The organism is Thermococcus sp. (genome assembly GCF_026991495.1).
In the GTDB taxonomy this organism is placed as follows: Archaea; Methanobacteriota_B; Thermococci; order Thermococcales; family Thermococcaceae; genus Thermococcus.
This window is the reverse complement of sequence record NZ_JALXBJ010000040.1, coordinates 41,496-61,399: the sequence shown is the minus strand read 5'-3', so window position 1 is coordinate 61,399 and position 19,904 is coordinate 41,496. Positions and strand designations below refer to the sequence as shown.

Sequence of the window (19,904 nt, the reverse complement as noted above, 5' to 3'; positions counted from 1 at the left end):
TCGGCAACGGCACCATCAGCGATGACCGCGATCTTCGGCTCCTTCCCACGACCGTGGGGCAGCACAACCTCAAGCTTGAACCTGTTCTCAGGCTTCTTCAGGTCTATATCCTTGAGGTTGACTGCCATCTCGACGGTCTGTGTGAAGTGCCGCGGCTTAGCCCGGGCCCGAGCCTTAGCCTCCTTCACCGCTTCCACGATTTTCTGCCTGTCGAAGGCCACTTTACAGCCCTCCTTCTTTTTTCATCTGATTTCAGCAAGCGAATGGAGAATCAAAGAGGCATAAAAGGGGATGTTTTTAAACTTTTCCCCGCCGATAGAGGGGGTTAAGCGCCCTCCTCCCCGGCAAAAAGCTCGTCGTAGGCACCTGCGTCTATCTCCCTCTGGACTTCCCTGGGGTCCTTTCCCTCAACGGTAACGCCCATGCTCAAGGCGGTCCCCATGACCTCCTTGGCCGCGGCCTTGAGGTCAGGCGCGAGCATCTGATCGATCTTCATCTTCGCTATCTTGATCACCTGCTCCATGCTGAGGTCTCCGCTTATGCTGTGAACCGGCTCGCTGGAGCCCTTTGGAAGGGAAAGCTCCTTCTTTATAAGCTGGCTCGTCGGCGGCACACCGACTTCAATGCGGAAGGTCTTCTTCTTTGGATCCTCGACTATGACCTTGACCGGGACCTGCATCCCCTCAAAGTCCTTGGTGGCCTTGTTTATCTCATCGATGACCTGTTTAACGTTGAGCCCAAGGGGCCCTATAGCCGGACCGAGGGGCGGGCCGGGACTTGCCTTTCCTCCTTCAACGAGCACTTCAACGATCTGCGCCATTTTTCTCACCTCTCAAATCGAGCTGTTATTACGTCCTTCACTCCTTCCGGTGCTTGCTTATAAGTCTAACGTATTCTCCCCTGACGGTCACGGGGATTGGAACGATCGCACCTATGAGCTCTACAACTATCTCGTCCTTGGACTCGTCTACCCTGATGACCTTAGCTTTCTCGCCTTTGAAGGGCCCGGATATGAGCTCGACGATGTCGCCGGGCTCGAAGCCGCTAACTGCGGGCTTCTCCTCAAGGAAGTGCTCTATCTCCTCGAACTTAACCTCCCCGGGCAGGGTTCCCTTCGCGTGCCGTATACCCCTTATGGCCTCGTCGACCGCGCTCTTGCTCGGTGCCTCCACGAAGATGTAGCCCTTAACCTTGCTCGGGGCGAGTATGGCGTAGACGGGCAGGTTGTAGGTCTTGACTTTGCTGTAGATGAGCTTCGCTGTCGTCTCCTCCTGACCCACGGTAACGCGCACCGTGAATATCCTGCTCTCGCCCATTCCAACCACCGGTTCAGCCCTGGGTGCCGAGGATCAGGTAGGCCAACATGGTTATTATAAGCCCTATGGTGCCTATGAGTATCATGCCCAACCCGGTTATCTTGGAAGCCATCTTGTACTCCTTCCAGCTCGGCTTCCTCGTGACCATCAGAACCCTCCTGGACTCGGCAATGAAGTTCCTCGTTTTTTCGCCAATGCCAGCCATCTCGAATCACGCCCCTCAACTCATGAGATGAAAGTCTAACCCACTGAGTCTTAGGTCAAGAGACCAAATAAAAAGGTAACGGTCGGTCAGAACTCCTCAAGGCTCAGCTTGACCACGCGCCTCTCCTCATCGTACTGGGGTGTCTCCTCCTCCGAAACCGCGTATGGCGAGCTGACCCCTGTGACGACAAGGAGGATCCTGAGCATCTTCTCAAGTTCCTCATCGAGCTGTATTCCCCAGATGACCTGGGCCTCCGGGTCGAGTTTGCTGGTGACGAGTTCTATTATCTGCTGGGCCTCCTCAAGCTTGACGTCGCTTCCGCTGATGCTTATCAGGGCCCCCTTCGCCCCGCTTATGTCAACGTCCAGGAGGGGACTGTTAAGGGCCTGCTGGGCGGCTTCCAAAGCTCTCTTCTCGCTGTCGCTCTCGCCGATGCCTATCATTGCAACACCACCATCTTTCATGACGGCGCGGACGTCGTTGAAGTCGAGGTTTACCAGACCGGGCTTGGTTATGAGTTCGGTTATCCCCTTGACAGCCTGGACGAGGATCTCATCGGCGACTTTGAAAGCCATGTGAATCGGCATGTTGGGGGCGACTTCCATGAGCTTGTCGTTCGGAATGACTATTACTGTGTCGCTGGCCTTTCTGAGCCTCTCCAACCCGTATTCCGCGTTCTTGATTCTCCTTATGCCCTCAACGGTAAAGGGCAGCGTGACAACGGAGACTGTAAGGGCACCGGTTTTCTTGGCCATCTCCGCTATGATCGGGGCCGCTCCCGTTCCAGTACCACCGCCGAGACCGCAGGTAACGAAGACCATGTCTGCACCTTCAATGGCCTCTCTTATCTCCCTCTCGCTCTCCTTGGCGGCCTCCTCCCCGACCTTCGGGTTGTTGCCTGCTCCAAGGCCCTTTGTGAGCTCCTTCCCGATGAGTATCTTCTTGTGCGCCCGAACCTTCAGGAGATCCTGGGCATCGGTGTTAACGGCTATTATCTTGGCGCCCTGAACCCCAACCTGCATCATCCTGTTTATGGTGTTACAGCCGGCGCCACCAACGCCAACCACGTATATCTTTGCCTGGATCTGCTCAAGCAGTTTCCTGAGCTCTTCGTCAATGTCGCTCTGGTAAGAGGGGGCCTCCACCCTGGCTGCCTCGTTCTGAGCAGTGGTCTTATCAATGGCCTCTTCAATCAGTTTCAACATCTTCCGACCCTCCGGGGTGCAATTTAACACCTTCTCTATCTCCGGATGGAAACTATATAAATGTTCGGATGTCCGGTGCTGGGATATCTCTACGTCTAACGCTTTAAACCTTTCGTCACGGTTGTTCAGTCCCGTATGAATTCAAGTCCGAGTTCTTCGGCGATTTTTCTCGCGAGCTGCCGCGTCTCACCCTTACTCCCCTTCCAGTCAACGTAGACGGCCTCAACTCCCCCATAAGTCCTCTCGATAGCCCTTTTTATAAGACGCTCCGCAACTGGATGTGCGTACTTGGGCGCTATGTGCCCGAAGGCGAGGTCGCCCTCAAGGGCCCTCCTCGTCTGCTTTGGGGCGTAGTGGCCGCCGCCAATACCGATGGCCTGTTTGAATGGCCAGCGGGAATCCATCTCAGCCAAGACGTGGACGATGGTCTCGGAGAGTATCTCACCTGCCCGGTCGTTTACCCACTCCTCCCTGCTCGACCCTATTTCAATGAACATGCTCGGAACGGAGAGCTCGCTCGGCCCGTGGTGCGTTGCTTCGTAGCAGACGGTCCAGCCCAGGTCGTTCAGCTCGTTGAGCTTCAGGAGGGCGAGCTTCATGGCAACGGGGTGCGCAACGGCAAGGCTCCCATCCCTCCCCCCGTACATGGCCTTCCCCCAGTTCCCGGTGACGTGAACCGTGAGGGCGGGGAGCTTCTGCCTGCTGGAGTGCCGCGATGCGAAGGCTATGAACTCGGGCTTGAAGCCGAGCTCTCTCTCGATTGCGGTGTCGAGGTTGTCGTAGTATATCATCTCCCCCTCGGTCGTCAGGATGACCTCGTTCCCCCTCCTGTAAACTGGGTTGCCGTCGAACTCACCTTCAGCCTCCTTAAAACCGAAGTTCTCCACGAGCTTTTCCCGGATGTTCATTGAGGCCGGGTCAACTTTGGTTGTCATTATAACCTTCATGCCATCACCTCAGCTCAGGGACATGTTGATAACGGTCTCCCCTATGTTCTCAAGGTACTCGAGGATCCTCCGGTAGCTTTCCTCGGCCGGGGACTTGGCCGAGCGCATGGAGGATATCTCCCCCTTGAGGCGGAGCATAAGACTGTCTATCTTCCGCAGGTCGCGGTCCTCTATCCTGTCAACTACCTCCATGAAGAGCTCCTTGAGCTTATCGTAGTCGAGCCTCTCGGGGTTTTCCGCTATGCGGGTCAGGTGATCCCCTATCCTCTCGATGTTCCTGACTATGAAGAGCACACCGATGAGATCGAAGTGCCCCTTTATCACGTCGCTCTCCCTGACCACAGTTCTCTGATCCAAGAGCCTGTTCACCGTCCTTATGACGAGGAAGTAAAACCTGTCGAGCTCGTTTTCAAGGTCGTTGATGTCCCTCAGAACCTCCTCGTCGTCCCTCCCGGTGAGAAGGGAGATGTCCCCGATCATCGAGAGTATTATCGAGCGCACGCGCCTCATTATCTCAGATATGTTGACCTCCCTCTCGTCGAGGAGGCTCTTGGCTATTATCCTCTGGGGCTCGTCGAGGATTATCTCAACCCCAGGGAGGCTCTGGAGGATCTTCCTTATCTTAACCTTGTAGACGGGCAGCTCCTCAGGGAAGAGAACCTCAAGAACGTCGTAACCCTGGATGTAGGCGGATATAACTAAGCGAACCGCCATATCGGGGGAGAACTCACTCGATATCTCAAGCTCCTTCTTCTCACTGATGCTCTTTGGCTGCTTCGGGAATATTATTATGCTCCCATCGGGGTTTATAGTCAGGGGCACCACGTCGCCCTGCTTGAGCTCGTTCTCGACGACCCACTTCTTGGGCAGGGAGATTATATATGAACTCCTCCCGGTAAATTGAATCTTCCTGAACTCCATATCCCTCCCCGGTGGTATATACCGGGGCTGCTTTATATGGCTTACTATAAACCCCCACAAAAATGAAAGTGAAAGGGTCACGAGGTGGCAACGGCGCAGGTGGAGTTGTAGGACAGGCCAAAAGCCTTTGGATGGAGGAAGTCCGCGAGCTCCTGGAGGGCTATCGTTATCCTCGGGCTTGGCCTCTGGTACACGTCACCGTTCTCGACCGTGAAGACCCTGCCCTCCCTGACGGCCGTTGTTCCGGAAAGCGGCCCCCCGCAGAGTTCGCTCGCGTTTATACCCGCGTTGGGAAGGAGGATTATTACATCCGGGTTCCTCGCTATCACCTGCTCCTCACTGACCTTCACCCAGCCTTCGGTGTCGTTGAAGATGTTCACGCCGCCGGCGAGGTTTATCAGGCTGTTGACGAAGGTTCCCCTTCCAGCAGTCCAGTAGCCGTTGTAGTAGCTCAGAACAAAGAAAACCCTCGGCCTGCTCAGGTTGCTCACCTTTGACCTCACGTAATTGACAACGCCCTCCATCTCGCCAACGACGAGGTCGGCCTCCTCCTCCCTGTTGGTTACCTTCCCGAGCAGCTCGATCTGCTTGTATATTCCCTCAATGCTCTTGGGAGCCACTATGACAACGGGCGCTATCTCCTCGAGCTTGTTGAGTATCGGGAGCGCGAAATCGTCAGCTATTATGAGATCTGGTTTTAGAGCCGCTATCCTCTCGAGGTTGGCGTACTTACCGTAACCACCAACCCTCGTTACGTTCCTGACGGCAGCCGGCCAGTCCGCGTATTTTGTAACGCCGACGACTTTATCTCCTGCCCCTATGGCGAATAGGGTCTCGGTTATGCTGGGGGCAAGGGAAACTATCCTCTCCGGTTCCTTCTCTATTGTCACCGTCCTGTTCATGAAGTCAACCACCCTCATCGGATAGGAGCTCTTGAAGGCATCCGGGTGGAGCAGCTTAGCGAGCGTCTCAAGGCCCCTCGTAAGCCTCGGACTCGGATGTATGAGGTCGTTCTCGTTCTTTATCATATATATCCTCCCAGTTGCGGCGGCTTTCGTGCCGCTGAACTTTTTAAACGCCTCGTCAACCGTCATGCCGCAGTGGGGGGTTAGGATTATTACGTCCGGGTTCCTCGCTATCACCTGCTCCATGCTCACCGCGGGCCAGCCTTTGGTATCGTTGAAGATGTTCACGCCGCCGGCGAGGTTTATGAGCTGGCTTATGAAGCTGTCCCCCCCGGCGGTCGTGATGGGGTTGTTCCAGACTACGTAGAAAACCCTGACCTTTGGTTCTGAAGCAACGGCGGAGCTTATCTCCCTAAGCTGAGCGCTGAACTTTGAGACAACCTCCTTAGCCTCGTTCTCGCGGTTGAATATTCTGCCTAAGAGAAGGAGGTTCCCTTCGATGTCCTTTATGCTGTGGGCCCTCAGAACCACAACAGGGGCTATCTCCTCGAGTTTGGAGAGTATGGGCTGGGAAAAGGTGTCCGCTATTATAAGGTCTGGTTTTAGAGCCGCTATCCTCTCGAGGTTGGCGTACTTACCGTAACCACCAACCCTCGTGACGTTCCCGACGGCCGGCGGGAAATCGTCGTAGTTCGTGACCCCAACGACCCTGGCGAAGAGACCGAGGTAGTAGAGATCCTCCGTTATCGCGGGGGCGAGTGTGACGACTCTCATGGGCTCGGCCTTAATTGCAACGGTCCTGTTCAGGTAGTCTTTTACCGTGATCGGGTAATAGGCAGCGCTGGAGGAGCTGAGGGAGGTGGATCCCGAGGTAGACCTCGTACTTGAGCTCGATGAAACCGCTGAATGGGTCTGGGAAGGGCTTGAACTGGAAGTCTGAGTGCCCGTTCCAATGCAGCCGCTCGAAAACACGGCCCCAAGTAATATGAGGGACAGCGCCAAAATCACGATCCTCCTCATCTTCACCACCGGATTATTTGTCCAAGTGCAGTAGGGGAGTCCCATATTTAAGCTTTTGGATAAATTCTCCAACAGGTGTCGTAAAGAACCACAGGCGAAGAAACCGCGGGGGGTGGAGATCTCTCAGAAGAATCGCTGGATGGTGGGGCCGCCGAGATTTGAACTCGGGTCTCCGGCTCCCGAAGCCGGAAGGATAGACCAAGCTACCCCACGGCCCCACAAGAACTTGGAGCCCCGGGCGGGGTTTGAACCCGCGACCTGCCGCTTACCAAGCGGCCGCTCCACCAGGCTGAGCCACCGGGGCGTCGTTGATAGGGGGTATCCGGTATTTATAAATTTTTCTCCCGTGCCGGACCGCAACATTAATTATGGGGAGATACCCAGTTGTAGAGGTGATTCAATGAGGATTGGAGTTATCTTTGGGGTCAGCGAACTGGCCAACCCCAAGGAGTTCGAGGGAAAGGCCTCACGGTTTCTCAGTTCCCTTGCCCAAGAGCACGACGTCGAAGGCGGTTTTTTCATAACTACGAAGGCCGACTTTAGGGAGGCGAGGGAGTCCCTGGACTTCAGCAAAGTGGACATGATCCTCCTGTACCCGCTAACGGGGGGAACTGAGAACGCCCTCAAAGAATTCGGAGTTTTTAGAAGGCCCATCATTATTTTTGGAGATCCTTACAACAACTCGCTCGCCGCCGGGATAGAGCTGAGGGAGTACCTTAGAGAGAGGCTCATCCCATCAAGTCTCGTCAAAAGCCCCGAAGAGCTCAGGGCGGCGCTCTTAGGCTACGAGGACGAGATGGAAACATGGAACCGCTTCCTCAGGATGAGGCTTGGACTCATCGGAAGGGTTTCCCCCTGGCTGATAAACGAGAGGTTCGAGCTCCCCTACACCAGGATAAGCCTGAGGAAATTCTATGAGTACTACGAATCAATCGGTGAGGAAGAGGGCATTGAGGCTGTGAGGGAGGTCGTGGAAAGGGCCGCGGGAGTGAGGGAACCAGTTGAAAGGGACCTCACAACTGCAGGGAGAGTATACGTGGCGATAGAGCGGATTCTCAAAGACTACAAGCTCGACGGCTTCACCATCGGCTGCTTTGACCTCATAGGCAAGATAGGAGGAACGCCGTGCCTCGCCCTGGCCATGTTCAACACCCGCGGGATCCCGGCGGCCTGCGAGGGGGAGCTAAACTCACTCCTCGGAATGATGATAGTGAGGAGGTTCTTTGGAAAGCCCTCCTTCATGGGCAACGTGGCGGACTACGGAAGGAACTACCTGATTCTCGCCCACTGCACCGCCCCCCTGCTCGGCAGGTACGTTCTCAGGAGCCACTTCGAGAGCGGTAAGGGAGTTGGGGTCGGGGTTGAACTTCCCCCGGGCAGGGCCAGTCTCTTCAAGATAAGGGGGAGGAAGGCCGTTGTCGCCGGAGTCAAGGTGATAGGGGTTGAAAAAAGTGAGTTCAGGTGCAGGACACAGGTAAAACTTGAAGTTGAAGACGCAGGGGATTTCGTAGACGGCACCGCCGGAAACCACCACCTTCTCGCTTACGTGGACGGTGAGGTTCTCGCGGACCTTCTAAGCGAGCTCAGCTTTGAGGTGATGCTCTACTGATCCTGCAAAGCTTTAAATCCATTGGAGTGCAAGGTATAACGGTGAGGGGAATGAGGCGGGCCCAGGCCGCTGTGGAGTACCTGCTCATGATAACCGTAGCGCTAATGATGGTAGCGCTTGTCATAAAATACGTGAAACAGGTCGCGGAGCAGACGGGCCAGATGATAAACAGCTCCGCGAGCCAGTTGAACGAGTACGTAAACAAAAGCTGGAAAAACATAAGCGGCTGATCAGACCGGTGTGACGTGGCCCCACTTCTCAAGAGCCCTGGCAAGCTCCCTGTGGCTCTTCGCGTACTCGTCGAGCGGAACCCCCTGCATGATGGCGTCTATCGCCTGCCTCACCGCCTTCGCCCCGGCCTTCGGCCCGTCCGGGTGGCCCATCGTTCCGCCGCCGAGCTGTAAAACTATGTCCTTTCCAAGGGCCTCTATGACGGGCTGGATGTTGCCAGGGTGCAGACCGCCGGAGCTCGTCGGGAAGACGGGCTTGATGTGGTAGAACTTCTGCTCGAGGTGATAGACGTCGTTCTCGTCCGGGACGTAGTGGTCCTCGGTGATTATCCTCTTGTACTGAACGACCTCCCACTTCTCGCCCTCCATCTTTCCTGCACCGGCAGTTCCAACGTGGAGCTGGTCGACGCCGATGACGCGGTAGAGCTTAGCTAAGACGAACATCGAGATGCCGTGGTACTTGTAGCGGGCGAAGGCGGTGTGCATGGCCCTGTGGGCGTGCAAAGCTATGCCGTAGTCCTCTGCAAGCTCGCGGATGTAGTCGAGGACGCCCCACCCGAGGACGACCACATCGACCATCGCGTGAGGAACGCCGTAATCGGCGAGGAGTTCAAGCCTCTCCTCCATCTCGAGTATTGGCGAGGTGATGTTGGCGAACCAGGTTTTCTTCTCTCCGGTCTCGTTCTCGGCCTTCTCCATGGCCTTGGTGACGACCTTAACGCGCTCCTCGAAGCGGTTGTACCAGGGGCTCGTGAGGTTCTCGTCGTCTTTAATGTAGTCCGCTCCGCCGGTGTATAGGTCGAGGGCGAGCTTGTAGAGCTCCTCCGGGGAGTAGCCGACCTTCGGCTTGGGAACGACACCGTAGAGCGGCCTGTCGTAGATTTCGAGCTTCTTCCTGACCCCATCGATACCGAAGTTCGGGCCGGGGTAGTTGCGCAGGAACCTCTCAGGGAGGTAGATGTCCTCAAGGCGGAGCCATTCAACGCGCTTCATTCCAAAGACGTTGCCGGCGACACTCGCGAGAAATCCCGGCATGTTGCCCTCCTCGAAGATGTGCTCGGGATAGGCTATCTTAACGATCCAGCTGCCGTCGCCCATGTCCGTGAATTCGTAGGCCTTTGCCGACATGTCCTCCCATCTTTCCTTCTCGTACCAGGGATAGAGGGTCGTCCAGGTTCCGGTCGAGCTTTCCGCTGCTACGGCACCGGCAGCCTGTTCAATCGTGTAGCCCTTCGCGGGGGTAACGCGGAAAACGGCCACCACATCCCTCTTTTTGTTCGGTTCATAGCCCTTATCGACGTAGTAGTCGTATATCCTGTCAAACTTCTCAACCATCTAAATCACCTCCGGTGCCTAAAGGATTCACCGTTACCCTATAAAAACCCTGCTGGAAAGGAATGGCCATTTTCACCCATTAAAATTCAGTAAAGTCCGCTAATTTCAAGGATGGAACGCCGGCCGTTGGGGCATCTGAGGAGTCCAAGCGGTCCTTTCAATCTCGCTTGAAGGGTTACTGTTTTTGTATAACATGTAGGGGTGGCGGGGTAGTGGGCAGTTCTCGGTGGTCAAGCGGAAACTGGGTAAAAACCAGCCGCTAAAGCCTTCTTTTCCGAAAACTTTATATAGGGCTTTGCTCTTAAAACAAAACGCAGATACCTGCAAAACAAAAGGATGGAGGTGTTGTGAATGGCTGAGTTGCCAATTGCCCCAGTTGACAGGTTGATAAGGAAGGCCGGCGCCGCCCGCGTTAGCGAGGAAGCCGCGAAGGTTCTCGCCGAGCACCTTGAGGAGAAGGCCATAGAGATTGCCCAGAGGGCCGTCGCCCTCGCCCAGCACGCCGGCAGGAAGACCGTCAAGGCCGAGGACATAAAACTCGCCATCAAGGCATGATGGCCATTTTTTATTTTCTCGTTCAATCTTCAGTTCATTAATACAGGAGAACCCTTCTGACCTCGATTTCGCCCCCCACCTTCAGCACAGCAAAACCCGGCCCCTCGAATCTCGGGAAGGTCGGGGAGCCCGGGTTGAGGAGGGTAACCCTCCGGCCGTGGAGGGAGTACGAGTCGTAATAATAGCGGTGGGTGTGGCCGAAGATCAGAACGTCAACCCCCATCTCAAGCGCCTTCAGGGTCAGGGACTGGGCGTTGAGGGAGAAGAGCTGGTGGCCGTGGATGATGCCTATTCTGAAGTCGCCAGCGGCTACTGTCTCCTCCTCGGGTAGGTGAAGCCGGTCCGCGTTGCCCCGGACTGCTACCGTCGGGGCTATGTCCTCGAGAACCTCAAGCGCCTCAGCCGAGGCCACATCCCCGGCGTGAAGTATGAGGTCGGGCTTTTCTGCTTCCAGGGAAGAAAGGAGAGGGGACGGAAGGCATCGAAGTCTGTCCCCCACGTGGGTGTCGCTTACCACGGCCAGCTTCAAGGTATCCCCTCATATGGGAACCTTTATGTTGAGCTTGTCTACGAGCTCCTTGTAGCGGTTCCTCACCGTAACCTCAGTTACGTTGGCGACCTCAGCTACCTCTCTCTGGGTCTTGCGCTCGCCGTTGAGCAGGGAGGCTATGTAGAGGGCGGCCGCTGCGAGTCCCGTTGGGCCCTTACCGCTGGTTATCCCCTTTCCGATAGCCTCATGGAGTATGTCCTTGGCGAGCTTTTTGGACTTGGCGCTCACGTTTAGGGCGTCCCCGAAGCGGTCAACGTAGTCCACCGGGCTCGTGGGACGCAGGTTAAGGTTGAGACCCCTCGCCATAAAGCGGTAGCTCCTCCCTATCTCCTTTTTGGAGACCTTTGAGACCCTGGCTATCTCATCTAAAGTCCGAGGGATGCCCTCCATCCTGCAGGCGGCGTAGAGGGCAGCCGAGACCATTCCCTCTATAGACCTGCCCCGGATGAGCTTCTTCATGACGGCCTTTCTGTAAAGGGCGGCCGCGGCCTCCTTGACCCTCTTTGGAAGCCTCATCTGAGCGGCCATCCTATCGAGCTCGCTGAGGGCAAAGGCAAGGTTCCTCTCGGCGGCGTCGTTTATGCGCATCCTCCTCTGCCACATCCTCAGCCTTCTTATCTTTGTTCTGTACATCCCGGTTATCTGGTTGCCGTGGATGTCCCTGTCGCGCCAGTCTATGTCCGTGGAAAGGCCCTTGTCATGTATCATCAGGGTCATCGGCGCACCGGTTCTGGCGCGCTTGGCCCGCTGATCCGGATCGAAGGCACGCCACTCGGGCCCGTCGTCTATTATGTTGTCCTCGATTACGTAACCGCAAACCCTGCAGACGAGCTCTCCCCTACTCCTATCGTAGAAGAACTCGGTCGACCCGCAAACGGGGCACACAAGTTTATCAGCCAACACTCCTCACCCCCTCCTCTTGGGGGCGGGGCGCCTCCTCCTCGAACCGCTGCCACGGGCCTTCTTCCGGCCCTCGTGTTTCCCCCTCCGGCTGTCCACGTAGAGAATTGAGTTGACGTACTCCTCAGGGTTCTTGACGAGTGGTTTCAGGGCAACGTACGGGGCTCTCACGGGCCCAAAAACATCCTTCACGACTCCAATGAGAGTGAGTTCCTTATCCACAACCCTATCGTTGATACTGGGAACCCAGTTCGTCCTGACTATCAGGAAACCTGGCTTTGCATAGTGAGAAACCCTTCCCAACTTTCGCATGGCCCCACCCCAAAGGGCATTCCTTTTAAGTTTTTCGCTGATTTTGCTTATAAAGTTTTCGGTTCTCGCGAAAGGTTTTTATAAGGAAGCACACATAAACCATAAATTTGTAGAGCATAAACGATGAGGTTCATTATTGGAACTCAGGGATCGGTGGTTTCCCCTCCAAGCCTCTCCTTGAGGAACTGCTTCAGCACGTAGGGACACTGCTCCTGTATAAAAGCTGCGAACTCCCTGATCCGCTCCACAGTCATGGGGTGAACGTAATGCTCGAACTGGCAGGCGTCCTCCTCGGCTATCTCCGGTGGGATCCCGAGGATGTCCACGAAGAACTCGGTCAGGAGCTGGTGTTTTGAGTAAGTCTCCTTGGCTATCTTCAAGCCCTCGTCCGTCAGCAGAATCCTGTCGTACTTCTCGTATTTCACAAGGCCCTTTTCGGAGAGCTTTTTCAGGGCATCAACGACGCTGGGGGGTTTTACACGAAGGGACTTGGCTATATCCTTCACCCTGATGATGCCCCTGTCCCTGTGAAGGAGATACATGGTCTCCAGATACTCCTCCTCCCTCTTGGTGACTTTCACAGATCTCACCTGAATTAGGATGACCAAAAAGATTTAAGTAATTTTCGGGCTACTGAACCACTTCAAACTCCACCGGGCTTCCGTCACTGGAGTATGCGTAAACGTTCTCGGGGGAGTAGGGGTAGGCGAGTATGAAGTGAACCCCGCCGAACTTGGAGAAGAAGAACCTGTCAGCCTCTGAAGGCCATGGAACGTTGCTCGGATGGGAGTGGACAGTGCCCTTGATCGACGTGTCGAGCGGAAGGCTCCATGGGTTAAAGTAAACGGATCCAGAGCCAAACTTCCCCTCAGGGGCGATCAGAACCTCCTCGAAAACCCCATCCACTTCCCTGAGGAAACCGGCGAACTCGTTTGGATAGAACTCCCAGGCGAGCTCTATGAGGTAGTCTAAGAGCTCCTTTCGTATCAGAACCTTCATTCCCCCCACCGCTCACTTCTTCTCGAGGTACTTCTCAAGGCTCTTCGCTGGAACATGGAAGGGCAGTCTGATGGTTTCGATAGCCTTCTGGAGTGCGTATATCCTCGCGTGCCGCTCAAAAGGCTTCGGGGCATAGGGAACCGACTGGAACTGAAGGTAGCGCTCCATCACAAGGGGTACCTCCGATTTCCTGACCCTCTTGAAGCCGGCAAAGATCGAGGCAATGCCTTCAACGTCTATCCCCGCGTAGACGGGGAGCTTGGAAGTGACCGTCTCGTTGATGCTCGCGAGCAGGCGGGCGACGTCAACCTTCGGAGTGGCCTCGTCTATGACCAGCCTCTTAACGACCACCCACCTTCCGTGTTTGGCCGTGAAGTTAACGTGGTCGGCGGTGTAGGGGAGTACGATTCCAAGTTCGTTTATAACCCCTTCTGGGTAGGAGATGTCCTCAAACCTTGAGAGAACCGCCCTCACGAGAAGGGCCTTGGCAACGTCGATGAGAAGCTTCCTCAGCTTTTTGTCCTCCTCGAAAACCATTTGACCAAGTTTTTTTGGGATTGAGGGGGACTTAAGCTTTACCACCGCCTGGATGAGGTCATCCCCGGCTGTACTCTCCGCCAAACTCATTATCCCGGCCACGTTCATGACACCGGTGAGGTAGGACGGAATCCTGTCAACCACGGTGTTGGAGACCCTCGCTAAGAAGTGCGCTATTTTCTCGTTGTCGTCCATGGAGATTATCTTCTCCCCAACCTTCCACTCCCTGTGCTTCGCCGTGAATACTATATGATCCTGAACCACCATCTCGCCCACCACTCAAAGCTACGCTCCCCGGGTATTTTAGCTTTGTCCCAAAGCCGACCTTCTATCCCAGTGAACGGCGAGGTTTTCAAGGGAAAAGATAAAGTTATAAGCCGCCGGCTGTATCCGGTATTGGAGCATTGAGAAGAGGGAAATAAAATGGGTGAGAGGGAACCCTCACTGCCAGACGAAGGAATGGGCGGGACCCTTGAGCTGGGCGTTGATTTTGAGACAACAGAGGAGATTAAAGTTCCTGAGAGGCTCATAGATCAGGTCATAGGCCAGGAACATGCGGTGGAGGTCATAAAGACTGCCGCGGGGCAGAGGAGGCACGTTCTCCTCATCGGCGAACCTGGAACCGGGAAGTCAATGCTCGGGCAGGCGATGGCGGAGCTCCTGCCGACGGAGAGCCTTGAGGACATACTCGTCTTCCCCAACCCAGAGGACGAGAACATGCCCAAGATAAAGACCGTTCCGGCCTGCCAGGGGAAGAGGATCGTCCAGAAGTACAGGGAGAGGGCTAAGAGCCAGGAGAACATCAAGTCCTACCTCCTGATGGCGATAGTGTTCATGGTAATGATAGCGGTAATGATGCAGTACAGCACCACCAACTTCCTGATGGGCCTCTTCGTCATAATCCTCACCATAATGGTGCTCTCCAACATGCGTCTGAAGACCAGCGTCCTCGTCCCGAAGCTCTTGGTCGACAACTGCGGGAGGGGCAAGGCGCCCTTCGTCGACGCAACCGGGGCCCATGCAGGTGCGCTGCTCGGCGATGTGAGACACGACCCGTTCCAGTCTGGCGGCCTCGGCACGCCCGCCCACGAACGCGTTGAGCCGGGTATGATACACCGCGCCCACAAAGGTGTTCTCTTCATAGACGAGATAGCAACGCTGACCCTCAAGATGCAGCAGAACCTACTGACGGCCATGCAGGAGAAGAAGTTCCCAATAACCGGCCAGAGCGAGCTCTCAAGCGGGGCCATGGTGAGAACCGAGCCCGTGCCGTGCGACTTCATCCTCGTCGCAGCCGGAAACCTCGACACCGTTGACAAGATGCACCCGGCCTTGCGCTCCCGCATAAGGGGCTACGGCTACGAGGTCTACATGAGGACGACGATGCCGGACACGATGGAGAACAGACGCAAGCTCGTTCAGTTCGTGGCCCAGGAGGTAAAGAGGGATGGAAAGATACCGCACTTTACCCGCGATGCGGTTGAGGAGATAGTGAGGGAAGCCCAAAGAAGGGGCGGAAGGAAGGGACACCTCACACTGCGCCTCCGTGACCTCGGCGGGATAGTGAGGGCAGCCGGCGACATCGCCGTCAAGAAGGGGAAGAAGTACGTTGAGAGGGAGGACGTGCTTGAGGCAATGGAGATGGCAAAGCCGCTCGAAAAGCAGCTGGCAGACTGGTACATCGAGAACAAGAAGGAGTACCAGGTGATAAAAACTGAGGGAGGAGAGATAGGAAGGGTGAACGGCCTGGCCGTCATAGGCGAGCAGAGCGGCATAGTCCTCCCGATAGAGGCCATAGTGGCCCCCTCAGCCAGCAGGGAGGAGGGAAGGATCATAGTCACTGGAAAACTCGGTGAGATTGCCAAGGAGGCCGTCCAGAACGTCTCGGCGATAATAAAGCGCTATAAGGGAGAAGATATAAGCAGGTACGACATACACGTCCAGTTCCTCCAGACCTACGAGGGGGTCGAGGGGGATTCGGCGAGCATAAGCGTTGCAACGGCCGTCATCTCCACCCTTGAGGGGATTCCAATAAGACAGGACGTCGCGATGACGGGATCCCTGAGTGTCCGCGGGGAAGTTCTCCCGATAGGGGGTGCAACGCCGAAGATAGAGGCCGCCATTGAGGCGGGCATCAAGACCGTTATAATCCCGAAGTCCAACGAGAGGGACGTCTTCCTGAGCAGGGACAGGGCGGAGAAGATAGAGATCATCCCGGTCGAAAGGATAGATGAAGTGCTCGAAATAGCACTTGTTGACAGTCCGAAGAAGCAGCAACTCCTGGGTAGAATACGTTCCGCACTTCCGCTGTGGTCTCCTTAAATTCTTCATTTTTTCCTGCTTTTCATGCATGGTCTTGGAATTAAGCAGTGACGATTTGAAAAGGTAAACAATGACTACAGGAAGACCTTTTGAAATAATCACACCAAAAACATGTAACATAATGTGACATCACATCTGAAGAAAAGGGCCTATTAAATAAAATACTCAAACTTTTAGGAACGACAATAATATGCTAATACCAACATGTTGAAAATTTTCCGAAAGTTTTATAACTCCTCTCCCACTTTAATGCAATATGTAGGGTGATGGTTATGGCGAACAGGGTGGACAAGATCGATATTAAAATAATCGAGCTTCTTGCCAAGAACGCGAGGATGACCTACAAGGAGCTCGCCGAGACCCTCGGAACAACGAGGCAGAGGATTTCGAGGAGAATGGACAAGCTTGAGCGCATAGGGATAATCAAAAAGTACACCATAGTGCCGGATTACGACAGGCTCGGCTACTCACACGTCGTCCTCGGAATCACTCTGAAGGCCGGGGTTGACGTCGATGAGATAACCAAGGCCCTCGCAAAGATGGACGACGTCAAGATAGTCCAGAAAGCCTTAGGGGCACACCACATAGTCGCCCACATAATCGCTCCAAAGGAGATGAGGGAGATCCAGAGGATCATCAACGAGATCTCGAAGAGCACACCGGGAATAGAGCACATAGACGTCACGTTCATAACCGAGGACTGCAAGCACGAGATCTTCTGACGTTTCTTTTCACGGTTAACTTTTCTTCGTTAATAGTCGAGGGAAAGGGTAATAAACTTCAACAGCGGACTTAGGCCGGCGATTAAAATAAGCCGGGGTGCCATGTATGCAGACTTCAACAGAAGTGGGCTTTGGTCTCATAGCGGCCCTCGCCGCCGCAGCGTACAGGACGGGAGCACTGGATGACAAGGGAATCGCTACTTCCGTAGTAATCGGCTCCCTCGTTCTCCTCCTCGGTGGCATATACCCCTTCCTCGCACTCGTGACGTTCGTTGTGGCGGGGGTTGTGGCCACGCGCTACAGGTTCAGTGAGAAGGTGAGGATGGGCTCGTCCCAGAGATACGAGAAGACCAGGAGCGCCGGAAACGTTCTCGGAAACGGACTTGGTGTTCTCCTCTTCTTGATAATCGAAATGCTTACCCGTAGGGACGTTTTCTGGGCGGCTACTTTCTCGGCAATAGCGACCGTCAACGGGGACACGCTGGCGAGTGAGCTCGGGAAGGTCTTGGGGAAGAGGCCGAGGCTGATAACGAACCTGAAACCGGTCCACCCCGGGACAAACGGCGGGATAACCATTCAGGGAGAGCTCGCGGCCCTCTTGGGCGTGGGCATGATCGTGCCATTCGTCCTTCCGCTCACCTCCCACTGGCTCCAGGTGGCACTTGCAGTGGGACTGGGAGGCCTCATCGGGGTTAACGCCGACAGCCTCATCGGGGCGACCCTTGAGAACAGGGGGATAACCGACAACAACACCACGAACCTCATAGCATCCGTTATCGGGGGATTAACCGGTGGATTGGCGTTCTTCCTCCTCGGCGGATGATGACTACGGCGGATTCCCGACCGGTGAGGACGACCTTAGGGTCTGACGCCAAAGGCTTTATCCTTCCCCATTTTCCCTGAGGAACTCTTCATAGACCTCCCACAGCGAGACCAGAGCCGCTGGAATGCCGTGTTCGGTGGCAAAGGTCATGTACGGCGCGAGGTCGATGACGTAGTCAGCGAAGCGGAAGAGCCCGCGTGGAATCCCCTCCCGGGAGCCTATGAAAACCACGATCTCCTTGGCATGGTGCATGTCCCTAACGAGCCTCCCCTTAACCTCCGCCAGGGTGGGGCCCTTCGGGTCTGTGATTATGATCAGCCTCTTGTTCCTCCTCTTATCCCTGATGACCTGGTAGAGATCCCAGACCGAGACAGGCACCTTCTCGACTTTCCAGGGGTATGCCTCCCTCTGTATGCTGTACCTGCTCTCCTGGCCAACCTTAAGCCCGCGCAGAAACTCCATGAGCTCGAAGGCGTCCATCTTTTCCTTCGGCGCTATTATAAGCTCCCTCACCTCAAAGGCCTGGGCGGCCCGACCTATCTTCTCGCCGAAGGAACGGCAGGCCTTGTAGTCCCCCCAGTAGGGCATCTGGACAACGGTGAGCCTGCGGAAAAGCTTCCTCGCGTCTATCTTCTCCGGGGTGTACTTCCTGAACTCCTCTCCCGGAAGCACCGAGATGTAAGCCCTGTCCCCGATTATCTCAACCTGAACGACCTTGTCGGGCCAGCTTAGGTCAACGTCGGCCCCGGTGAGCTCCCTCATTCTCTCCCCCAAAACCCTGTTAACGTCGATGCTCGAGAAGTCGTGCTTCCCCCGCCTCTTCGTCCTCACTGCAAAGGTCTCGTCTTCCCTTATCAGACGGGCTATCTCCTCGGCAGCTCCGGCTATCCTTTCAAGGTCTGCCTCCGTCTCCACAAGAACCGGTATGACCCTCTCGACCTCCGGTATTCCGAGGAGCTTTTCCCGAGCGGACTCATCACCGGTCTCAACTATTACGAGCCCGGAGTACCCCATCGGGGAGGGCCAGACGGAAGCGTCTGGTAGGACGTCCCTCACGTAGCCGGCCGCCACGCCCTCCATGCCCCTCTGCGTCTTCAAAATGAACTTTTTGCCGTTCACAGCCAGCACCCCCAGACCATTGACCCGGGGGCTCTTAAAGTTAAGGTTCGGAAATCTATAAGCTTTTATACGAACACCGCAAAGAGTGTAGGGGTGATAGAAAGTGAGGGTCTACATAGCTGAGAACGTCAGGGGCGTCTACGCCTTTGACGGCGACGGCAGGCTGATCTCAAGCGCACACTTCACCGGAGATCCGGCTGCAAAGATCGACAGGCTCATGAAGGGAAAGCCCGTTGATGAGCTCACCGGACTGCTCGAAGGGCTAAGCGCATCCGGCTACACTGAGTTCGTCGTCGAGGACTCAGAGCTCGCGAGGAACCTCAAGGAGCTCGGCTACAGCGCAACCTCAGAGTTTCCGAACGTCGCAGGGGAGAGGCTCCGCTCCAGCCCGGAGGAGTTCCTCGGTGAAAACTGGTTCGGGGAGTACTACAGGATAGGGGTTTCACTGACGAGGCTCCGCATACAGGAGCAGAGCGGCGCAAGGGACAAGATGATAATCCAGGCAATAGAAGCCCTCGACGACATTGACAAGGTCACGAACCTCCTCGTCTCCCGTCTGAGGGAGTGGTACGGTCTCCACTTCCCGGAGCTCGATGAACTCCTTCCAAAACACGAGCAGTACGTGACGTTTGTGGCTGAGATAGGGGCCCGTGAGAACCTCACCCCCGAAAAACTCAGATCCTTAGGCTTCCCGGAGGCCAAGGCGGAGAAGATCCTGAAGGCCGCGGAGAAGTCCATGGGGGCAGAACTGGGCAGGTTCGACAGCGAAATTATAAGGAAGCTCGCCGGGGAGATAATCGACCTCTACAGGCTCAGGGGGGAGATAGAGGACTACCTTGAGAACGCGATGGCCGAGGTCGCTCCGAACCTCAAAGCCCTGGTCGGCGCGAAGCTCGGCGCAAGGCTCCTGAGTCTCTCGGGGGGACTGAGAGAGCTGGCGATGATGCCGGCCTCAACCATCCAAGTCCTCGGGGCAGAGAAGGCCCTCTTCAGACACCTCCGGAGCGGCGCCAAGCCGCCCAAGCACGGCGTCATCTTCCAGTACCCGGCGATAAACCGCTCACCCTGGTGGCAGAGGGGCAAGATCGCCCGCGCCCTCGCCGGAAAGCTCGCCATAGCGGCGCGCGTTGACTACTTCTCGGGCGAATACATAGGTGAGGAGCTGAAGAAAGAGCTGGAAGCGAGGATAGAGGAGATAAAGAAGAAGTACCCGAACCCACCGAAGAGGAAGTCCAAGCCAGAGAAGAAAAAGAAGGAGAAGTTCAAGGCCAAGAAGAAGGGCAGGAAGTTCGAGAAGAGGGAGAAGGGCAGGGGCATGAAAGGAAAGAAGGAGAAGTCAAAGAAAAAGAAGTCCAGGGGAGGTAAGAGGTGA

General features: G+C 55.6%; 22 protein-coding genes, 2 tRNA genes and 1 pseudogene. 7 read left to right on the top strand and 18 right to left on the bottom strand.

What is annotated here, in order from left to right; genetic code table 11:
- From rpl1P to MVB78_RS05405, 10 genes and pseudogenes are all read right to left on the bottom strand, one after another.
- A pseudogene (gene rpl1P / locus MVB78_RS05450) lies at positions 1 to 221 on the bottom strand (50S ribosomal protein L1); the annotation flags it as partial.
- A gap of 104 nt (positions 222 to 325) precedes the next feature.
- Positions 326 to 820, bottom strand: a complete 495-nt coding sequence (locus MVB78_RS05445; RefSeq protein ID WP_297488889.1) for a 50S ribosomal protein L11 — start codon at positions 818 to 820, stop codon at positions 326 to 328.
- A gap of 37 nt (positions 821 to 857) precedes the next feature.
- Positions 858 to 1,316, bottom strand: coding sequence for a transcription elongation factor Spt5 (locus MVB78_RS05440; RefSeq protein ID WP_297488930.1), 459 nt, complete (start codon positions 1,314 to 1,316; stop codon positions 858 to 860).
- Positions 1,317 to 1,329: 13 nt separating this feature from the next.
- Positions 1,330 to 1,521, bottom strand: coding sequence for a protein translocase SEC61 complex subunit gamma (locus MVB78_RS05435; protein ID WP_297488886.1), 192 nt, complete (start codon positions 1,519 to 1,521; stop codon positions 1,330 to 1,332).
- Positions 1,522 to 1,607: 86 nt separating this feature from the next.
- Entirely contained in the window at positions 1,608 to 2,726 is a 1,119-nt protein-coding gene (gene ftsZ / locus MVB78_RS05430) for a cell division protein FtsZ (RefSeq protein ID WP_297488883.1), read from the bottom strand.
- Positions 2,727 to 2,851: 125 nt separating this feature from the next.
- Positions 2,852 to 3,673 carry a D-aminoacyl-tRNA deacylase gene (locus MVB78_RS05425; protein WP_297488879.1) on the bottom strand — a complete coding sequence of 274 codons (822 nt, stop codon included), beginning with the start codon at positions 3,671 to 3,673 and terminating at the stop codon, positions 2,852 to 2,854.
- A gap of 9 nt (positions 3,674 to 3,682) precedes the next feature.
- Positions 3,683 to 4,594, bottom strand: a complete 912-nt coding sequence (locus MVB78_RS05420; protein WP_297488876.1) for a phosphate uptake regulator PhoU — start codon at positions 4,592 to 4,594, stop codon at positions 3,683 to 3,685.
- A 77-nt stretch (positions 4,595 to 4,671) separates the two neighbouring features.
- Positions 4,672 to 6,519: an ABC transporter substrate-binding protein gene (locus MVB78_RS05415; protein ID WP_297488927.1), complete on the bottom strand. Its 1,848-nt coding sequence runs from the start codon at positions 6,517 to 6,519 to the stop codon at positions 4,672 to 4,674.
- Between the two features lie 140 nt (positions 6,520 to 6,659).
- Positions 6,660 to 6,737, bottom strand: a tRNA-Pro gene (locus MVB78_RS05410).
- A 9-nt stretch (positions 6,738 to 6,746) separates the two neighbouring features.
- Positions 6,747 to 6,823, bottom strand: a tRNA-Thr gene (locus MVB78_RS05405).
- A 96-nt stretch (positions 6,824 to 6,919) separates the two neighbouring features.
- On the opposite strand from MVB78_RS05405, the gene MVB78_RS05400 reads away from it, so the two are divergent.
- Both MVB78_RS05400 and MVB78_RS05395 read left to right on the top strand, forming a co-directional pair.
- Positions 6,920 to 8,128 carry a hypothetical protein gene (locus MVB78_RS05400; RefSeq protein WP_297488873.1) on the top strand — a complete coding sequence of 403 codons (1,209 nt, stop codon included), beginning with the start codon at positions 6,920 to 6,922 and terminating at the stop codon, positions 8,126 to 8,128.
- Between the two features lie 50 nt (positions 8,129 to 8,178).
- On the top strand, positions 8,179 to 8,358 hold the full coding sequence (locus tag MVB78_RS05395; RefSeq protein WP_297488924.1) for a class III signal peptide-containing protein: 180 nt from the start codon (positions 8,179 to 8,181) through the stop codon (positions 8,356 to 8,358).
- Here MVB78_RS05395 and rbcL read toward each other — a convergent pair whose 3' ends face one another.
- Positions 8,359 to 9,693, bottom strand: coding sequence for a type III ribulose-bisphosphate carboxylase (gene rbcL, locus MVB78_RS05390; RefSeq protein WP_297488869.1), 1,335 nt, complete (start codon positions 9,691 to 9,693; stop codon positions 8,359 to 8,361). It abuts the gene before it with no gap.
- A gap of 351 nt (positions 9,694 to 10,044) precedes the next feature.
- Here rbcL and hpkB point away from each other — a divergent pair, with 351 nt between their 5' ends.
- Entirely contained in the window at positions 10,045 to 10,248 is a 204-nt protein-coding gene (gene hpkB, locus MVB78_RS05385; protein ID WP_297488866.1) for an archaeal histone HpkB, read from the top strand.
- Between the two features lie 37 nt (positions 10,249 to 10,285).
- Here the strand turns inward: hpkB and MVB78_RS05380 are convergent, their stop codons facing one another.
- The 6 genes from MVB78_RS05380 to MVB78_RS05355 form a co-directional block, all read right to left on the bottom strand.
- Positions 10,286 to 10,777 (bottom strand): metallophosphoesterase, encoded by a 492-nt coding sequence (locus tag MVB78_RS05380; protein ID WP_297488863.1) that lies wholly within the window; start codon positions 10,775 to 10,777, stop codon positions 10,286 to 10,288.
- Positions 10,778 to 10,786: 9 nt separating this feature from the next.
- Entirely contained in the window at positions 10,787 to 11,698 is a 912-nt protein-coding gene (locus MVB78_RS05375) for a transcription initiation factor IIB (protein ID WP_297488860.1), read from the bottom strand.
- 6 nt (positions 11,699 to 11,704) lie between these two features.
- Positions 11,705 to 12,010, bottom strand: coding sequence for a Gar1/Naf1 family protein (locus MVB78_RS05370; protein ID WP_297488857.1), 306 nt, complete (start codon positions 12,008 to 12,010; stop codon positions 11,705 to 11,707).
- 143 nt (positions 12,011 to 12,153) lie between these two features.
- The gene (locus MVB78_RS05365; RefSeq protein WP_297488921.1) at positions 12,154 to 12,591 is read right to left on the bottom strand and encodes a metal-dependent transcriptional regulator; all 438 of its coding nucleotides are present in this window, start codon (positions 12,589 to 12,591) and stop codon (positions 12,154 to 12,156) included.
- A 49-nt stretch (positions 12,592 to 12,640) separates the two neighbouring features.
- Positions 12,641 to 13,009, bottom strand: a complete 369-nt coding sequence (locus MVB78_RS05360) for a Mov34/MPN/PAD-1 family protein (protein WP_297488854.1) — start codon at positions 13,007 to 13,009, stop codon at positions 12,641 to 12,643.
- 12 nt (positions 13,010 to 13,021) lie between these two features.
- Positions 13,022 to 13,813 (bottom strand): DUF2666 family protein, encoded by a 792-nt coding sequence (locus tag MVB78_RS05355; protein ID WP_297488918.1) that lies wholly within the window; start codon positions 13,811 to 13,813, stop codon positions 13,022 to 13,024.
- A 156-nt stretch (positions 13,814 to 13,969) separates the two neighbouring features.
- On the opposite strand from MVB78_RS05355, the gene lonB reads away from it, so the two are divergent.
- The 3 genes from lonB to MVB78_RS05340 all read left to right on the top strand — a co-directional run bounded on the left by lonB (position 13,970) and on the right by MVB78_RS05340 (position 17,413).
- Positions 13,970 to 15,868 (top strand): ATP-dependent protease LonB, encoded by a 1,899-nt coding sequence (gene lonB, locus MVB78_RS05350; protein ID WP_297488850.1) that lies wholly within the window; start codon positions 13,970 to 13,972, stop codon positions 15,866 to 15,868.
- Between the two features lie 272 nt (positions 15,869 to 16,140).
- Complete coding sequence (locus MVB78_RS05345; RefSeq protein WP_297488915.1) at positions 16,141 to 16,590, top strand: Lrp/AsnC family transcriptional regulator; 450 nt, start codon at positions 16,141 to 16,143, stop codon at positions 16,588 to 16,590.
- A 106-nt stretch (positions 16,591 to 16,696) separates the two neighbouring features.
- Entirely contained in the window at positions 16,697 to 17,413 is a 717-nt protein-coding gene (locus tag MVB78_RS05340) for a DUF92 domain-containing protein (protein WP_297488847.1), read from the top strand.
- A 57-nt stretch (positions 17,414 to 17,470) separates the two neighbouring features.
- Here the strand turns inward: MVB78_RS05340 and MVB78_RS05335 are convergent, their stop codons facing one another.
- Positions 17,471 to 18,493: an SPOUT family RNA methylase gene (locus MVB78_RS05335; RefSeq protein WP_297488912.1), complete on the bottom strand. Its 1,023-nt coding sequence runs from the start codon at positions 18,491 to 18,493 to the stop codon at positions 17,471 to 17,473.
- 142 nt (positions 18,494 to 18,635) lie between these two features.
- On the opposite strand from MVB78_RS05335, the gene MVB78_RS05330 reads away from it, so the two are divergent.
- Positions 18,636 to 19,904 carry a C/D box methylation guide ribonucleoprotein complex aNOP56 subunit gene (locus MVB78_RS05330; RefSeq protein ID WP_297488844.1) on the top strand — a complete coding sequence of 423 codons (1,269 nt, stop codon included), beginning with the start codon at positions 18,636 to 18,638 and terminating at the stop codon, positions 19,902 to 19,904.

Bases quoted from the DNA above. Each gene is read 5' to 3' on its own strand.
- MVB78_RS05445 (WP_297488889.1), bottom strand. From the start codon at position 820: ATGGCGCAGATCGTTGAAGTGCTCGTTGAAGGAGGAAAGGCAAGTCCC.
- MVB78_RS05440 (WP_297488930.1), bottom strand. From the start codon at position 1,316: ATGGGCGAGAGCAGGATATTCACGGTGCGCGTTACCGTGGGTCAGGAG.
- MVB78_RS05435 (WP_297488886.1), bottom strand. From the start codon at position 1,521: ATGGCTGGCATTGGCGAAAAAACGAGGAACTTCATTGCCGAGTCCAGG.
- ftsZ (WP_297488883.1), bottom strand. From the start codon at position 2,726: ATGTTGAAACTGATTGAAGAGGCCATTGATAAGACCACTGCTCAGAAC.
- MVB78_RS05425 (WP_297488879.1), bottom strand. From the start codon at position 3,673: ATGAAGGTTATAATGACAACCAAAGTTGACCCGGCCTCAATGAACATC.
- MVB78_RS05420 (WP_297488876.1), bottom strand. From the start codon at position 4,594: ATGGAGTTCAGGAAGATTCAATTTACCGGGAGGAGTTCATATATAATC.
- MVB78_RS05415 (WP_297488927.1), bottom strand. From the start codon at position 6,519: ATGAGGAGGATCGTGATTTTGGCGCTGTCCCTCATATTACTTGGGGCC.
- MVB78_RS05400 (WP_297488873.1), top strand. From the start codon at position 6,920: ATGAGGATTGGAGTTATCTTTGGGGTCAGCGAACTGGCCAACCCCAAG.
- MVB78_RS05395 (WP_297488924.1), top strand. From the start codon at position 8,179: ATGAGGCGGGCCCAGGCCGCTGTGGAGTACCTGCTCATGATAACCGTA.
- rbcL (WP_297488869.1), bottom strand. From the start codon at position 9,693: ATGGTTGAGAAGTTTGACAGGATATACGACTACTACGTCGATAAGGGC.
- hpkB (WP_297488866.1), top strand. From the start codon at position 10,045: ATGGCTGAGTTGCCAATTGCCCCAGTTGACAGGTTGATAAGGAAGGCC.
- MVB78_RS05370 (WP_297488857.1), bottom strand. From the start codon at position 12,010: ATGCGAAAGTTGGGAAGGGTTTCTCACTATGCAAAGCCAGGTTTCCTG.
- MVB78_RS05360 (WP_297488854.1), bottom strand. From the start codon at position 13,009: ATGAAGGTTCTGATACGAAAGGAGCTCTTAGACTACCTCATAGAGCTC.
- MVB78_RS05355 (WP_297488918.1), bottom strand. From the start codon at position 13,813: ATGGTGGTTCAGGATCATATAGTATTCACGGCGAAGCACAGGGAGTGG.
- lonB (WP_297488850.1), top strand. From the start codon at position 13,970: ATGGGTGAGAGGGAACCCTCACTGCCAGACGAAGGAATGGGCGGGACC.
- MVB78_RS05345 (WP_297488915.1), top strand. From the start codon at position 16,141: ATGGCGAACAGGGTGGACAAGATCGATATTAAAATAATCGAGCTTCTT.
- MVB78_RS05340 (WP_297488847.1), top strand. From the start codon at position 16,697: ATGCAGACTTCAACAGAAGTGGGCTTTGGTCTCATAGCGGCCCTCGCC.
- MVB78_RS05335 (WP_297488912.1), bottom strand. From the start codon at position 18,493: ATGGAGGGCGTGGCGGCCGGCTACGTGAGGGACGTCCTACCAGACGCT.